At 60.4% G+C, this 14,537-nt stretch carries 12 protein-coding genes; 10 read left to right on the top strand and 2 right to left on the bottom strand.

All coding sequences use genetic code 11. From position 1 onward, the window contains the following. The first annotated feature begins 254 nt into the window (after window positions 1-254). Together JKL45_RS03325 and JKL45_RS03320 are read left to right on the top strand one after the other, a co-directional pair. Window positions 255-3,158 carry a bifunctional diguanylate cyclase/phosphodiesterase gene (locus JKL45_RS03325; protein ID WP_201859682.1) on the top strand — a complete coding sequence of 968 codons (2,904 nt, stop codon included), beginning with the start codon at window positions 255-257 and terminating at the stop codon, window positions 3,156-3,158. A 141-nt stretch (window positions 3,159-3,299) separates the two neighbouring features. Beyond that, entirely contained in the window at window positions 3,300-4,184 is an 885-nt protein-coding gene (locus tag JKL45_RS03320; protein WP_201859681.1) for an aldose 1-epimerase family protein, read from the top strand. A 16-nt stretch (window positions 4,185-4,200) separates the two neighbouring features. Here JKL45_RS03320 and JKL45_RS03315 read toward each other — a convergent pair whose 3' ends face one another. After that, window positions 4,201-4,587, bottom strand: coding sequence for a response regulator (locus JKL45_RS03315; RefSeq protein ID WP_201859680.1), 387 nt, complete (start codon window positions 4,585-4,587; stop codon window positions 4,201-4,203). Window positions 4,588-4,657: 70 nt separating this feature from the next. Between JKL45_RS03315 and JKL45_RS03310 the strand changes: the two genes are divergently transcribed. Continuing rightward, a complete protein-coding gene (locus tag JKL45_RS03310) occupies window positions 4,658-4,894 on the top strand; it encodes a hypothetical protein (RefSeq protein ID WP_201859679.1) in 237 nt (78 codons plus the stop codon). Window positions 4,895-4,983: 89 nt separating this feature from the next. On the opposite strand, the gene JKL45_RS03305 is transcribed toward JKL45_RS03310, so the two are convergent. Next, window positions 4,984-5,199 (bottom strand): hypothetical protein, encoded by a 216-nt coding sequence (locus tag JKL45_RS03305; protein ID WP_201859678.1) that lies wholly within the window; start codon window positions 5,197-5,199, stop codon window positions 4,984-4,986. A gap of 360 nt (window positions 5,200-5,559) precedes the next feature. Between JKL45_RS03305 and JKL45_RS03300 the strand changes: the two genes are divergently transcribed. The 7 genes from JKL45_RS03300 to JKL45_RS03270 all read left to right on the top strand — a co-directional run bounded on the left by JKL45_RS03300 (window position 5,560) and on the right by JKL45_RS03270 (window position 14,535). After that, the gene (locus tag JKL45_RS03300) at window positions 5,560-7,104 is read left to right on the top strand and encodes a UbiA family prenyltransferase (protein WP_376770998.1); all 1,545 of its coding nucleotides are present in this window, start codon (window positions 5,560-5,562) and stop codon (window positions 7,102-7,104) included. An 81-nt stretch (window positions 7,105-7,185) separates the two neighbouring features. Continuing rightward, window positions 7,186-7,581 (top strand): GtrA family protein, encoded by a 396-nt coding sequence (locus JKL45_RS03295; protein ID WP_201859676.1) that lies wholly within the window; start codon window positions 7,186-7,188, stop codon window positions 7,579-7,581. Then, window positions 7,578-8,912, top strand: a complete 1,335-nt coding sequence (locus JKL45_RS03290) for an FAD-binding oxidoreductase (RefSeq protein ID WP_201859675.1) — start codon at window positions 7,578-7,580, stop codon at window positions 8,910-8,912. The genes JKL45_RS03295 and JKL45_RS03290 overlap by 4 nt, the downstream gene beginning before the upstream one ends. Further along, entirely contained in the window at window positions 8,912-9,655 is a 744-nt protein-coding gene (locus JKL45_RS03285) for an SDR family oxidoreductase (RefSeq protein ID WP_201859674.1), read from the top strand. Before JKL45_RS03290 ends, JKL45_RS03285 begins: the two co-directional genes overlap by 1 nt. Before the next feature lie 25 nt (window positions 9,656-9,680). Continuing rightward, entirely contained in the window at window positions 9,681-11,297 is a 1,617-nt protein-coding gene (locus JKL45_RS03280) for a hypothetical protein (protein WP_201859673.1), read from the top strand. Further along, entirely contained in the window at window positions 11,294-12,916 is a 1,623-nt protein-coding gene (locus JKL45_RS03275) for a hypothetical protein (RefSeq protein WP_201859672.1), read from the top strand. Before JKL45_RS03280 ends, JKL45_RS03275 begins: the two co-directional genes overlap by 4 nt. Beyond that, entirely contained in the window at window positions 12,913-14,535 is a 1,623-nt protein-coding gene (locus JKL45_RS03270) for a hypothetical protein (protein WP_201859671.1), read from the top strand. The genes JKL45_RS03275 and JKL45_RS03270 overlap by 4 nt, the downstream gene beginning before the upstream one ends. The last annotated feature ends 2 nt before the right edge of the window (window positions 14,536-14,537 follow it).

Raw genomic sequence — 14,537 nt, 5'->3', positions numbered from 1 at the left:
CTCTCTGAGAGCCGGCATGACGCACAGCCATTTTACCGGTTGGCCCGGATCAGAGAATTGCAGCGGATCGAGCACCTGCTCGAGGCATGATGCCGCTCCGCTGAGTCGGTTGCAGCCCGACATTCCTGAAAAGCTCCTATGCTCCCCAACGGGCAGTTTTTTACATGCAAGAGTGTTCTGGTCACAGCAATCTGCCTCATTGGAGGGAAGTCGAACGCCTTGCTGCGCTCCGTAACCACGACATTCTGGATACAGTGCCGGAAATTGAGTTCGACAACCTTGCAAAGATAGCGGCTCAGATCTGCGAGACTCCAATCGCCTGTATCTCCTTCCTCGACGAACATCGGCAGTGGTTCAAAGCCAGCATCGGACTGGAATTCGCAGCGACACCTCGTGAGAACTCGGTCTGCAACCATGCCATCCTTCAGCCCGGGCTATTCGTCGTCTCCGACTTGAGCCTCGACCCAAGGTTCAAGGATAGAATCCGTGTCGAAGGTGAACCGGAGGTCTCCTTCTACGCGGGAGTTCCGCTCATTACGAAGGATGGCCTGCCTCTCGGGATGCTCTGCGTTCTCGATCATGACGCGCGACCTGAAGGTCTCACTAAACAGCAGGGGGAAGCGCTTTCGACACTCGCGCAAGCCGTCATGTGTCAGCTCGAGCTGAAACGCACGAGCAAGACAGCAGCGGAAAACGAAGAGTTCACCCGTCGCCTTTTGGCGAGTTCTGATGACTGCATCAAGGTTTTCGACCTGAAGGGACGTCTCCGCTTCATGAGCCAGGGCGGCATGCGCGCCATGGACGTCGAGGATTTCCGCACGATTGAGGGCCGACACTGGACGGATATCTGGAGCACCATCGCCGGCGAGGACGCCAGCACGGCTGTCGAGGCTGTCAAATCGGGCGGAATCGGGCGCTTCCAGGGCCCGTGCGCGACGATGACAGGAACCCGAAAGTGGTGGGATGTCGTCGTGACTCCCATCACGGGACGCGACCGTGCCCCACAGGGCTTCCTTTGCATCTCACGGGACATCACAGAATTTCGCGCAACGGAAGAGCGTCTTCGGAAAAGCGAGATGCGCCTTCGGACCCTTGTGGATGCCATGCCGGCATCGATGAGCACCCCACAGATTGTCTGGTTCAGCGCTCCGGATGGAAACTTCACCTATTGCAACGAGCTCTGGTACGAGTACACCGGGCTGCGCTCCGAGAACGGCCTTACCGGGAGCTGGATCTCGGTCATCGCCCCCCTCTATCGGGAGCAGATCCTCGGTAGATGGCATGAAGCCCTCGGCGAAGGCGCATCTTTCGAGATCGAGATGCCCTTGCGCCGCGCCTTGGATGGCATGTACCGCTGGTTCATCGTGCGTGGCCAACCCTTGAAGAACGAGCAGGGCAATGTCGAGCAATGGTTCGGCATTGCGATGGACATTCACGAGCGCAAACAGTCGGAACAGGCGCTGAGGAAAAGCGAGGAGCGTCTGCAGCTCGCCCTGAAGGCAGCCCACATGATCGCGTGGGAGTTCAACCCGCAGTCGGGGGCGACCACCCGCTCCGAGAACTCGCTCGCGCTGCTTGGAATAAGGCCAGGCACCGACGGAACCTTCATGACGGGCATCCATCCCGACGACCATCAGAAGGTCGAAGGATTCCTGGGAGAAATCCGGGCAGATGGAGCCAGTTCCATCGAATGCCGCTATGTCCTGCCCAGCGGAGAAACGCGATGGCTGCGTGCCCGTGGCGAGCAGGCTGGTCCTGATCGCATCGTGGGTGTCACCTTCGATATCAGTGAGCAGAAGGAGGCGGAGAGGGAAATCTGGCGCTCAGCCAATCATGATGCGCTGACAGGTCTCCCCAATCGCACCCTGTTTCAGCATCGCCTGGAGAGCGCTCTCGATAGCGCCCGGCAGAACAGCACAAGTGTCAGCCTTCTCCTGATTGACTTGGACGACTTCAAGGACATCAATGACACCCTTGGTCATGATGCTGGGGATGCTCTGCTGCAGGAAACGGCCCGTCGCCTATCCACGATGGTACGCGGATGCGATACCGTGGCGCGAATCGGCGGCGACGAATTTGCCGTTCTCGTCGTCGATCCCTTGAAGCTGGAGAACGCGACGAGGCTCGGCTCACTGATCGCCGAAAAACTTCGGCAGCCGTTCATCTACCAGAAAAGGACGCTGATCAGCCGAGTGAGCATCGGCATCGCCGCTTATCCCGATCATGACGGAAATCCGGCCGAGCTCATCAAGGACGCGGACATCGCGATGTACCAAGCCAAGTCTCAGGGGCGGAACCGGGTCATCACCTACTCTCCTGCGATGCGGAACGTCATCGAGCAACGCGTTTCTCTCGGACGGGACATACGTGAGGCTATCTCCAACGATGAGATCGTTCCCTTCTATCAACCTAAGATCTGTCTCACGACAGGAGAGATCATCGGCCTTGAGGCTCTGGCACGGTGGCAGCATCCAACAGAGGGCATTCTCACCCCAGGCTACTTCGGCGCAGTATTCGAAGACCATGACATTGCGGCGTCGATCGGCAAGCAGCTGATCGCGAAAGTTGCTGCAGATGTTCGAAGCTGGCTGGATCAGGATCTTTTGCTTGGCCGGGTCGCCCTAAATCTGTCGCCAGCTGAGTTCAGCCAATCAGCTATTGTCGACAACCTGCTGCGGACGCTCGACCGATTGAGGGTGCCAGCCTCATCTTTCGAGGTGGAAGTCACCGAAACCGTTCTTCTTGGCAGAAACTCGGACAATGTGTCTTCGGCACTCGCCCAGTTCCGGCATCATGGAATCCAGATCGCGCTGGATGACTTCGGGACCGGATATGCATCTTTGACCCATCTCAAGCAATTTCCTGTCGATCATATCAAGATCGACCGAAGCTTCGTGCGGGATCTGGAGCAGGACTCCGATGATGAAGCCATCGTCGCGGCGGTTATCAGCCTGGGCAAGAGCCTGCAGCTCCAGGTCACGGCCGAGGGAGTGGAGACACATGGTCAGGCCCGACGCCTGCGCGACTTGGGCTGCGACCATGCCCAAGGCTTCCTATACGCAAAGCCAATGGCGGCCTCACAGATTCCGGATCTCGTGAGCCGCTGGAAGTCTATGCTTGTCAGACCACGGCCTGACAAGTCGGCAAACAGGTCATAGGACACGCTACAAAGATGGTTCGAAGGAAGTTTGGGCTTTCTTCTTGCATTCTTCCGCCTGCCTTGCCGATCCTGCCTCCAGCCCCATCTGTCTCTCCGCGCCTGCGTGCCGAGACAGGGGCCTGAAAGGGTAGGCTGAGGAATGAGCGTCACGATCTCCAGTCCACAACTGCGTGCCGAGATATCGGCCGATGGTGCCGAGCTCATTCGCCTTCAGGATGAGCAGGGACGTGATTGGTTGTGGGATGGAGATCCCGCGTTCTGGACCGGGCGATCTCCGCTGCTGTTTCCCATTGTCGGTCGTGTGAAAGATGACCGCATCCATATCAATGGCTTGGAGTACGAGTTGCCCAGACATGGCTTTGCTCGCACGTCCCGCTTCGAGGTCGAAGAAGAAAACCCATTCCAATGTCGCCTCCGGCTCCGATCCAGCGAGGCAACGCTTCAACGCTATCCTTTTCCCTTCCAACTTGATGTGACCTATGCAGTTGAAGGCGCCGCTTTGAGCATCACAGCTGCGGTGACAAATACCGGCTCCTCCGCGATGCCCATATCATTCGGCTTCCACCCGGCCTTTCGGTGGCCGCTGCCCTACGATGCCCCACGCGAGGACCATGAAATCCGGTTCGAGCAGGAGGAAACGGCGCCGATCCGTCGGCCTGTCGATGGCCTTATCAGCCGTCAGGCTGATCCTAGCCCCATACGGAACCGAACCCTCGCTCTGGGCGACGATCTCTTCAAGGCAGACGCTTTTGTGTTCGATCAGCTGGAAAGTCGTTCCGTCGAGTACGGTGCCCGTGGCAGTGCTTGGCTGCGCGTCGACTTTCCTGACATGCCGCATTTAGGGATCTGGACCAAGCCAGGGGCAGGCTTCATCTGCATCGAGCCTTGGCAGGGCCATGCGGATCCGCAGGACTTTACCGGCGATTTTTCAGGCAAGCCCGGGCTTGTTTCCATTCAACCCGGGGGAACGCGCCGCTTCGCGATCACCGTCACGGTCAAGCCGCCCGTTCGGCAATCGGTCTGAGACAAGTAGATCGGGTTCAATGGTTCGTGACGAGTTCTTGAATCTGTTGGACGACATCGTCACTGCAATAGGGTTTTGGCACGAACCGCCCGTCGTCAGGAAGCGCCTCGGGAGCGGGACGATGGTAGGCCGAGGAAATCAGGAGCGAGATGTGCGGCCAGCGCTGCTGAACGTTCTCGGCAAGAGCCAGTCCGTTCATGGAGCCAGGCATATCGATATCCGTGAAGAGAACCTGCACGTCGTCGGAGCACGATTCCAGAACCGCCAGCGCGACATCGGCATTGGCAGCTTCAAGAACATGAAAGCCGGCATCCTGCAGATCGTCGGCGGCTGCCATGCGCACAAGCGGCTCATCTTCAACCAGCAGAACGACGGGGGAGCGGTGTGAATAGCTGTTCATCATGAGGCGTGGAACGAAACTAACCTATGTTAGTTCCTACTGCTCAGGTGATTATCGAGCGGGGGATCGCGCCATGACGTCGCACAAGTTCAAAGTCGGAGACCGGGTGCATCTGGTCAAGCTTGCAAGCACCAACACGGTGGAAGCCTTTCTGAACATGGTGACGACCACCGATATTGCGCGCCCTGACGACGTATGGGAAGTCACCCGTCTCCTTCCAGCGGATCAAGCAGGCTTTCAGTATCACGTGCGGGGAACCCATGATGGACCCGCACGTCTCGTCCGCGAGGAGCAGTTGCAGCCGATTTGATGCTGCAGCGGCGCGAGCCAGAGGTCGCCTGATCGAGCTTCCCGCACATTGTGATGAAGCGGCCTTGGCAGACCGCCAGGCAGGAGGCTTTAGCCTGCCTTACGGAGGAGAGCACCAGCCTCGTGCTCAACCTGCCCAGCGGCTGAGTGCTGACGGCGAAAATCGTGCAGCTCTTGCCTCACCGTTTCCAGAACAGGATCGAAGGCCGGCCCATGCTCTTTGGCTATGTCGACGAGGACATCGATCGCCCGGAGCAGGCGCTCCTCGGTGACAGGCTCCCATTTGCGCCCTGACCATTCGTTCATCTCAGATCCTCCTCATGGATTGAGACAAACACTGGCCCAACATCCTTGCCACGCAGTTAAAGGTGATGGTTAACGCTTTTCGACCTCAACAGAGCCCCTGTCCCCTCCTTGGAATCTGCCCTTCAAGGCAACGAAGCAAACCCGTTCATGAAACTTTTTACAGCCGCGTTTGTTGGTTTGCCGTCAAGTTCTGCCCGACAGCCATAAATGACGAGTCCGGATCAGCCAGACGACGATGATCGTTGGCTGGAAGGAGCAAAAATGGCTTGGCATGGAGCAGCGGTGCTCCATCTACACGGCGGCAGAATCAGTAAACACACGTTCTTTGATGTCTTTTTAAAATGGGAGCACGGGCTCTTGGTGCAATCTGAACTCAAATCGCAGACCTTGCCCCATCGAGCCCGCAGCCTTCGCTCCCATGAGCGGCCCGATCGCCGATATGAGAGTGACGAGGCGCACTGGACGACCCTTGAGATCGAGACTCCCAAGGAGGTGTCCCGCCCCCTCGTGGTGGATCTCGACGGCACCCTGATTGCCTCCGACCTGCTGATCGAGACCGCCTTCTCGGAATTGGGCCGTCGGCCGCAATCCATCGTCGACATGCTGATGGCTCTCTCCCGGGGCAAGGCCGCGTTGAAGCACCGCCTGTCCGAACCTGTCGATTTCGATCCGGGAACGTTGCCTTACGATCCTGAGGTCCTGTCCCTGATCCGTCAGGCCAGAGCGGCCGGACGCCCGGTTTATCTTGCGTCCGCCAGCCATGAGCGTCTGGTGAGGAGCATCGCCGATCATCTTGGCCTCTTCACCGGATGGTTCGCTTCCAACGAGACCACGAATCTGGCCGGCCACAGGAAAGCCCAGCAGCTCGTTGAGGCCTTCGGCGAGCGCGGGTTCGATTATGTCGGAAACGACGCTGCCGACCTGCCCGTCTGGGAAAAGGCCGCCCAATCGATTGCCATCCGCACCCCTGCCGGGGTGAGGAAGAGGCTTGCCCGCCAATGCCCCGAGGCGGAGCATCTGAACCATGCGCGCCCGACGTGGCGAACCTGGGCCAAGATGCTGCGCGTGCATCAATATGCCAAGAACGCGCTTATCTTCCTCCCGCTCCTGGCGGCTCACCTGTTCACGCTGGAGGCCGTTACCCAGGCCGTTCTGGCCTTCATCGCCTTCTCGCTCTGCGCATCGAGCATCTACATCCTGAACGATCTGGTTGATCTGCAGGACGACCGGGGGCATCGCAGCAAGTGCAAGCGCCCGCTGCCGAGCGGCGCCATCCCGCTGATGCATGGCGTCATGGCCATACCTGTTCTCTTTCTCGCAGCCTTGGCTGTTGGGTCTGCTGTTTCGCTGTCGTTCTTAGGCGTGTTGCTGGGCTATTTTACCCTGACCACCGCCTATTCCTTCGTGCTCAAGCGCATGATGGTGGTCGACGTGATCACGCTGGCTGGCCTTTACTCGGTCCGAGTAGTCGGTGGTGCCGTGGCCATATCCGTGGCCGTGTCGGAGTGGCTGATTGCCTTCAGCATGATGATCTTCATGTCGCTGGCCCTCATCAAGCGCTACGTGGAACTGGCGGCACGCCGGGACGCCAACTTGCCCGACCCCACCAGCCGCGACTATAAGAACAGCGACTTGGACATCGTGGCGGCCCTGGCTGCGGCGGCCGGCTTCAACGCCGTGACGATTCTGGCCCTCTACATCTCGAGCGACAGCGTCAATGAGCTCTATTCGCGTCCCCAACTCCTTTGGCTCGTGGGCCCGTTGCTGATGTTCTGGATCGCGCGGGCACTGATGCTCGCCGGGCGGCGGATCATGGATGACGATCCTGTGGTGTTCGCACTCAAGGATCGGGGTAGCCTCCTCACCGTGGCAGCCGCTGTCGCCCTGATCGTGGCTGCCGTCTAAGCTATGTCTATCAAGTCAGTGATTGGAGAGCGCGAGCTCCTGCCGAAGCCTCCCGCGGACCCTAGGGGCAAAGCGGGGTCGATGATGTTCGTCCGCTATGTGGTGTTCGCCTTCATCGCGACGCTGGTCAACCTGGTCACCCAGGAGATCGTCGTCGGGATCGCGCCGATAGCCCCCTTGGCTTTGTCCATCTTGATGGGCACGGCCGCCGGCTTCATCCTCAAATACGTGCTCGACAAGAAGTGGGTGTTCGACGATGACTATGGGAGCCCTCGGCAGGAGGTCCAGAAGATCACCCTTTATGGTGCCTTCAGCGTCCTGACCACCTTGGTATTCTGGGGTTTCGAGGTGGCTTTCTGGATGATCTGGCAGACGGATCTGGCAAAGTATACCGGTGCGGTGCTCGGACTTGCGATTGGCTATGCGGCCAAGTTCATTCTGGATCGGACCTTCGTGTTCAAGGAGCGGCAGGCATGACGGAACTCACCGGTTGGGGACGCTACCCCCGCCATCCGTCAGAGACCCTCAGCCCCTCGTCCCCCAACGCCCTCCCTTCCCTGATGGCCTCCCGGACCGGACTGGTGGCCCGCGGCAACGGGCGGGCCTATGGCGATGCCGCCATCGGAGAACGCGTGACCCTCATGGCCCGGGGGCTCGACCGCATTCGGGCTTTCGATCCGGCGACAGGCCGCATCCAGGTGGAAGCCGGGGTCCTGCTCTCCGATCTGCTCGGCATCGTGGTCCCGAAGGGCTTCTTCCCTCCTGTTGTGCCGGGCACCAAGTTCGTCACCATCGGCGGCATGATCGCCTCGGATGTCCACGGCAAGAACCATCACCGGGACGGCGGGTTTGGCGACCATGTGGAGAGCCTGACCCTGGCTCTGCCGGACGGTGGCGTCGTCACGTGCTCACGCAATGAGAATCCCGAACTTCTGTCCGCTACGATCAGCGGGATGGGGCTCACAGGAACCATCCTCGACGCCACCTTCCGGCTCCGCCCTATCGAGACCGGGTGGATGCGCCAGACGACCAGTGTCGCCCGCAATCTCGACGACGCCATCCAGGCTCTCCAGACGACGAGCAACGCGACCTATTCGGTGGCCTGGATCGACTGCCTGGCCCGTGGCGCTTCGCTCGGTCGTTCGCTGATCTTTGCGGCCGAGCATGCCACCCAACGGGATCTGGATGCCCTTCAGCCGGGGGCTGAGCCCTATCCAGCCTCCAAGCTTGGACGCCTGGGCGTTCCCCTTGACCTGCCCGCTTTCACTCTCAACCGTCTATCAGTGTCCGCCTTCAACGAGTTGTACTTCCGGGCAGGGGCCGTGAAATCCGGCTATCCCTTCCTGGTTCATTGGAATCCGTATTTCTTTCCCCTCGATGGAATCGGCAGCTGGAATCGGATCTATGGGCGGCGTGGCTTCCTTCAGTATCAGTGCGTCATCCCCACGGCGCAGGCTCAAGCGGTCCTGGGCGGCATCCTTGAACGCATCTCCAAGCACGGCAGCGCGTCATTCCTGGCTGTACTCAAGCAGCTTGGCGCGGGCCACGGCGACCTCTCGTTCCCGCTTGAGGGCTTCACCCTGACCCTCGATCTGCCCGTCAGCGACGATGTCTTCCCTCTGCTCGACGAGCTTGACCGTTTGGTGGTCGAAGCCGGGGGTCGGCTCTATCTAGCCAAGGATGCAAGGCAATCGCCTGCAACCTTCGAGGCTGGTTATCCCGGATTGTCCCGCTTCCGTGACCTGCGGCGGGCCATCGGTGCGACTGGCAGAGTCTCTTCGCGTCTGTCTGTACGGCTGGGCATCTGATGGAACCTTCCAAAATCCTTCTTCTCGTCGGCGGCACCTCCGATATCGGGCGCGCCACGGCTCTGCACTACGCTCAGGCCGGATGGCACGTGCAGCTCGCTGCCCGGAACGAGGAGGAGGCCCGTCGCAACGCTGACGACATCCGTGCTCGCACCGGCGCCGAGGTGACGGTGCACCGGCTCGACATTCTCGAGACCGGCGACTTCGAGAGCTTTGCCACCAGCCTGCCTACGCTGCCTGACACGGTGGTGTGCGTTGTCGGCGAACTGGGCGATCAGGCCAAGGGCCAAGCCGATACTGCCCACGCATCCCTTGTGCTGCGGACGAATTTTGAGGGTCCGGCACTCCTGCTCGGCTTCTTCGCCGAGCGCTTCCTGGCACGCGGATCCGGTACTCTCGTAGGCGTGAGTTCCGTGGCAGGTGATCGCGGTCGCGGCTCCAACTATCTCTATGGCGCTGCCAAGGCGGGCTTTACGGCGTTCCTGTCAGGCCTGCGCAACCGCTTGGCGCCCAAGGGCCTGCGGGTGGTCACCATCAAACCCGGTTTCGTGCGCACGCAGATGACAGCAGGCATGAAGCTGCCTCCCGTCCTGACCGCGGAGCCCAGCGAGGTTGGACGCGCCATCTTCACGGCAGCCGAGAAGAGCAGCCGCGATGTGATCTATGTGCGCCCGATCTGGCGCCCCGTTATGATGGCGGTGGGAAGCATCCCGGAGCGCTTCTTCAAGCGCTTGCGCCTCTAACCCTCGACGCAGGGAGGTCAAAACCATGCGGCTCTGGACTGAGCGCCCCATGAAGGTGGGTCCGATTCTGCTGGCTGCCGCAGTTCTCTTTGCCCTGCTGCTCGCCCTCCCCGGACAAACCGTCACGACCCATTATTTGAATGACCTCTTCGTCATCCTGGACGGCGCCTACCGGGTTTCCGCAGGCCAGGTGCCGAACCAGGATTTCCATACCCCTCTGGGTCCATTTGCCTATTACCTTTCGGCTGCCGGCTATGCTCTTTCGGGAACCCTCGGCGGCGCAATGCCCACGGCCATGGCCCTGGTCACGCTTCTGATTGCCCTGCCGATGGCACATGTTCTCAGCTCACGGCTTCATCCTTTCATTGCCATTCCTTACGGCGTATTCCTGCTCCTGATCGTGGCGGTGCCTATCAATCTCGGCGAGGGCGTCACCGCCCTGTCCTTCGCCAAGTTTTACAACCGGATCGGCTGGGCTGCGCTGGGCGTGCTCCTCGTCATGTACCTCCAGCCATTGAGCATCAGTCGGCGCCAGGCGATCCTTGATAAGGCCTGCGCAACTGCCCTCACTCTGCTGATGCTCTACACGAAGCTCAGCTACGGTGTTGTTGCCCTTGCCTTTCTTCTGTTCATGCTTTTCGACCATCGGCAGCGCCGCTGGTCCGCCATTGCCTTGGGATTAACAATCCTTGCCGCGCTGATCATCGAACTCGTCTGGCAATCGTCCCTGGCTCATCTGGCAGATCTGCGGATGGCCTTCGATGTAGGTGGCGGGCTGCGCGGCACCTGGGGGCAGATCGTGGACCACGTCCTCGTGAACCTCAGCGACTATGTCCTGCTCGGCCTCTTCGCCGGGATGGCCCTATACCGCACCCACAGCATCCGGGATCTTCTGTTCTATGCCTTCTGCGCCGTAGCAGGCTTTCTGATCATCAATCAGAACTTCCAGGCCTGGGGCATCATCATGCTTCACGGCGCGGCGGCTGTTGCTGCGGAAACGATCCTTCGGTCAGAGGATCGCCGGGCAGGAACCATCGATCCGGGCGGTTGGTCGACGGCTGCAGGCGCGAAGCTGCTTTTTCTTGCCGTCGTGCTGCCCACCAGTATCCATTCCTTGGCAGCGCTCAGCCTTCACACGGTTGCAGCGAGCCTGAGATCAGGTTCCGCCATATCGCTCCCGAACCTGGAGCAGGTTCGGGTGGCGAACCTCTGGACATGGAACGACTACGATACGGCCTCCGCCTATCAGGAGGTTCTACGCGATGGATTCGACGCCCTATCAAGGCTCGATCCGAAGCCGGGCCGGATCTTCGTGCTCGATACAGGAAACGCGTTCTCGATGGCGCTCAACGCTCCTCCGGCGCAAGGCGATACACCATGGCTGCAATGGGAACGCACTCTCGGGCGCGCGAACCATATTCCGGCCGACACGCTGCTCGCCGATGTGCAGTTCGTGATGGAGCCGAAACCTGCCGATAGTCCGAATGCTGCAGAAGGACCGCTGCCACAGCTTCAGGCTCTCTACGGTCCCTATATCGCAGCGCAATTCGAAACGGCTGAGGAAACAGAGCATTGGAAGTTGTACCGGCGCCGAGCCTCTTCGATTCCTGAGGCCGCATTGAATCAGGACGGTCGTTCATGACGACTCGTCTCGCGCGGCAGACGCGCTGGGTCTCCAGCACCCTTCTAATTGCGGCAGCAGCATTCGGATTGCTCCTTGCGCTGCCGGGGCAGACGATCACGACCGCGTACCTCAACGATCTGTTCATCTTTCTCGACGGCGCTCATCGGATTGCCTCGGGTCAGGTTCCAAACCGCGACTTTCATACGGCCTTGGGCCCGCTGTCGTTCTACGTCCCGGCTCTCGGATACTGGATCTCCGGCAGCGTGGGCGGCGCGATGCCAGCAGCCATGGCTGCCATGACTGTCGGGCTTGCCCTGCCGATGATCCACATTCTCGGTTCACGCCTGCAGCCGGTGGTGGCAATCCCCTATGGCCTGTTCCTGCTCCTGATCGTCGCCGTTCCCACGAATCTCGGAGAGAGCATCGCATCACTGTCTTTCGCGATGTTCTACAACCGGATCGGTTGGGCGGCCCTCAGCCTGCTTCTCGTCATGTATCTCCAGCCTGAGAAGCCACATGGGCGCCAATATCTGCTCGACGCTCTCTGCGGGGCGGTTCTCGCCCTGGCGATGGTCTACACCAAAGTGACCTACGGTCTGGTTGCTCTCGCTTTTCTCGGCTTCATGCTGTTCGACGCTCGCCAGCGTCGCTGGGTCTTGTGGGCTTTCGGCCTGATTGCCGTCTCCGCCCTTCTCATCGAGGCTGTCTGGCAATCCTCTCTTTCTCATCTTGAGGATCTCGCGCTCGCAGGCCGGGTGAGCGGGCCCCGGGGCATCGTCGATCTGTCATTGGCGTTCCTCCGCCACCTTGCCGATTACGCGATCCTCGCCATTTTCACGGTCCTCGTGCTGTGGCGAACACGCAGCCTTCGCGATCTGCTGTTCTTCGGGATCTGCGCAGGCCCTGGCCTGATCATTCAGAGCCAGAACTCTCAACCCTGGGGGATCATCACTGTGTTCGCCGGCGCAGCCGTCGCGACGGAGATCCTGTTGCGCTCCCGCCGTCTTGCCGGCCATGAAAGCCATGGGGTCCTGGCCCAGGGGGCTCCGCTTCTGCTGATCGCCTTTCTCCTGCCGACGAGCCTTCACTGCTTTGCGGCGCTTGGTGTGCATTCCGTCGCGGCCGTCACACGGACGGGCGAGCCTTTCGGGCTGCCTCGCTTCGGTGAGCTGAGGCTGACCAAACTTTGGGTGCCGGGCGACCGCACTTTCATGACCGACTATCTCATGAGCGTCCGCGAAGGCGCGCAGCTCCTTAGCCAACTTCCCGTGAAGCCCGAGAATGTGTCGGTGCTGGATTTCGCCAATCCCTTTACGGCAGGCCTTGGTCTGCCCCCCTCCCGCGGCGACTACGCCTGGCTCCACTGGGGACGCAACATCAATGATGCCCACCACCTGCCTCCGGAGCGGTTACTTGGAAACGTCGATGTGCTGATGGTGCCGAAGGCCGGGATCAACGGCATCCCACTGCGCAATCTCTACGGAGCTTATATCCAAGAGGCATTTGATCCCATCCGCCAGACCGACCTGTGGACCGTGTACAAGCGCCGCGAAGCGCGTGTGCTCAGCAGCGTCGGACAGTCGGTGGAACATGCAAAGCCATCCCGTGTTGGGGCTGGGGATGGAATGTCACCATGAATGTTTCGAAGATACGCCCGGCATCCGTGGCGGCGCTCGTTCTTGCTATGGCGACGATCTGTGCCCTGCTGCTCGCTCTTCCGGGCCAGACGGTTACGACACGCTACCTGAACGACCTCTTCATCTTCCTTGATGGTGTTCATCGCGTCAGCGAAGGACAGGTTCCGAACCGTGACTTCCACACGGCCCTCGGCCCCCTCGTCTATTACGTGCCGGCCTTGGGCTACTGGATCTCCGGGCGTCTGGGCGCAGCCATGCCGGTAGGAATCGCGCTTCTGGTTCTGATGATAGCATTGGCCGCAGCCCACATCGTCAGTTCGCGACTGAGACCTGCCATTGCCCTGCCTCTTTCCATCTTCCTGATCCTGGTCGCAGCCGTTCCCATCAATCTGGGCGAGAGCATTGCCGGTCTCTCCTTCGGTATGTTCTACAACCGGATCGGCTGGGCGGCTCTCGGCCTCCTCCTGATCATGTATCTCAGGCCAGCCCACCGCCGCTCGTTTCAAAGCCTGATCGATGCCTTCTGCGCCGCATCGCTGACCCTGCTCATGCTGTATATGAAGCTCAGCTACGGGTTGGTGGCACTGGGCTTTCTCATCCTGATGCTGCTCGACTCGCAGCAGCGGCGATGGACACTGGGGGCATTCGGCTTGGTCCTCGCGGGAGGTCTGCTGATCGAAACCGTCTGGGATGCAACGGAAGCCCACTTCAATGACCTCCTTCTGGCAGGTGGTGTCAGCGGCAGCTTCAAATCCATGGATGAACTCGTCGCCATGTTCTTCAGGAACTTGGCCGACTATACCTTGTTCGTCCTGTTCGCCGCCTTCGCCCTCTGGCGCACGCGCAGCTTCCGCGATTTCCTGTTTTATGGGTTCTGCGCCGGCTCCGGCTTCATGCTGATCATGCAGAACTTCCAGACCGGAGGCATCGTCATCCTCCCAGCCGGAGCGGCCGTCGCGGCGGAGCTTCTGGCGCGAACGGCTCCGGCACCAATTGACAGGAAAGCTCCGGCCCTGGCTGCTGGCACTCAGCTTCTGCTTCTGGCCCTCGTTCTGCCGAGCAGCATTCACCATGCCGCCACTCTCGGCCTCCACGCCGCTCTGGCCAGCACGAGCCAGGGCCAGCCAGTACCTTTGCCCAAATTCGATCGGGTCAGGCTCGTGCAGTTGTGGACCGAGGATAGCTATCCGGCCTTCTCTCGCTACCTCGAAAGCCTCGGCGACGGGGCTCGGGCTCTTTCTGCGCTCGGCCCCGAGGCGGGCCGGGTCCACGTTCTCGATTTCGTGGGTCCGTTCTCGGCCGGACTCGGCCTTGCACCGCCGCGAGGCGACAGCACGTGGCATCATTGGGGGCGCACGATCAACGAGCACCACCACCTTCCTCCCGAGACGCTCTTCCAGGATGTACACGTTGTGATGGAGCCGAAATGGCCCGTCGAATTCTCAACTGCCGAAGGCTTGCGCCAGATCTATGCGGACTATCTGTCGGACCATTATGACCTTGAAAAGGAAACAAAGGACTGGAAGGTCTATATGAGGCGCGAACCCGCAGAGACAGTCAGCCGCTCACCGGAAGCCGAACAGGGCAAGGAGAAGACATCTCCTTCAAGCGGCGGCTGACT

This window comes from Microvirga soli, from assembly GCF_016734765.1.
GTDB classification, from domain to species: domain Bacteria; phylum Pseudomonadota; class Alphaproteobacteria; order Rhizobiales; family Beijerinckiaceae; genus Microvirga; species Microvirga soli.
This window is presented reverse-complemented; position numbering and strand designations above follow the sequence as displayed.

Coding starts and splice junctions, on each gene's coding strand:
- JKL45_RS03315 (WP_201859680.1), bottom strand. CDS start 4,587: ATGATGAACAGCTATTCACACCGCTCCCCCGTCGTTCTGCTGGTTGAA.
- JKL45_RS03285 (WP_201859674.1), top strand. CDS start 8,912: ATGGAACCTTCCAAAATCCTTCTTCTCGTCGGCGGCACCTCCGATATC.
- JKL45_RS03270 (WP_201859671.1), top strand. CDS start 12,913: ATGAATGTTTCGAAGATACGCCCGGCATCCGTGGCGGCGCTCGTTCTT.
- JKL45_RS03280 (WP_201859673.1), top strand. CDS start 9,681: ATGCGGCTCTGGACTGAGCGCCCCATGAAGGTGGGTCCGATTCTGCTG.
- JKL45_RS03320 (WP_201859681.1), top strand. CDS start 3,300: ATGAGCGTCACGATCTCCAGTCCACAACTGCGTGCCGAGATATCGGCC.
- JKL45_RS03275 (WP_201859672.1), top strand. CDS start 11,294: ATGACGACTCGTCTCGCGCGGCAGACGCGCTGGGTCTCCAGCACCCTT.
- JKL45_RS03295 (WP_201859676.1), top strand. CDS start 7,186: ATGATGTTCGTCCGCTATGTGGTGTTCGCCTTCATCGCGACGCTGGTC.
- JKL45_RS03305 (WP_201859678.1), bottom strand. CDS start 5,199: ATGAACGAATGGTCAGGGCGCAAATGGGAGCCTGTCACCGAGGAGCGC.
- JKL45_RS03290 (WP_201859675.1), top strand. CDS start 7,578: ATGACGGAACTCACCGGTTGGGGACGCTACCCCCGCCATCCGTCAGAG.
- JKL45_RS03310 (WP_201859679.1), top strand. CDS start 4,658: ATGACGTCGCACAAGTTCAAAGTCGGAGACCGGGTGCATCTGGTCAAG.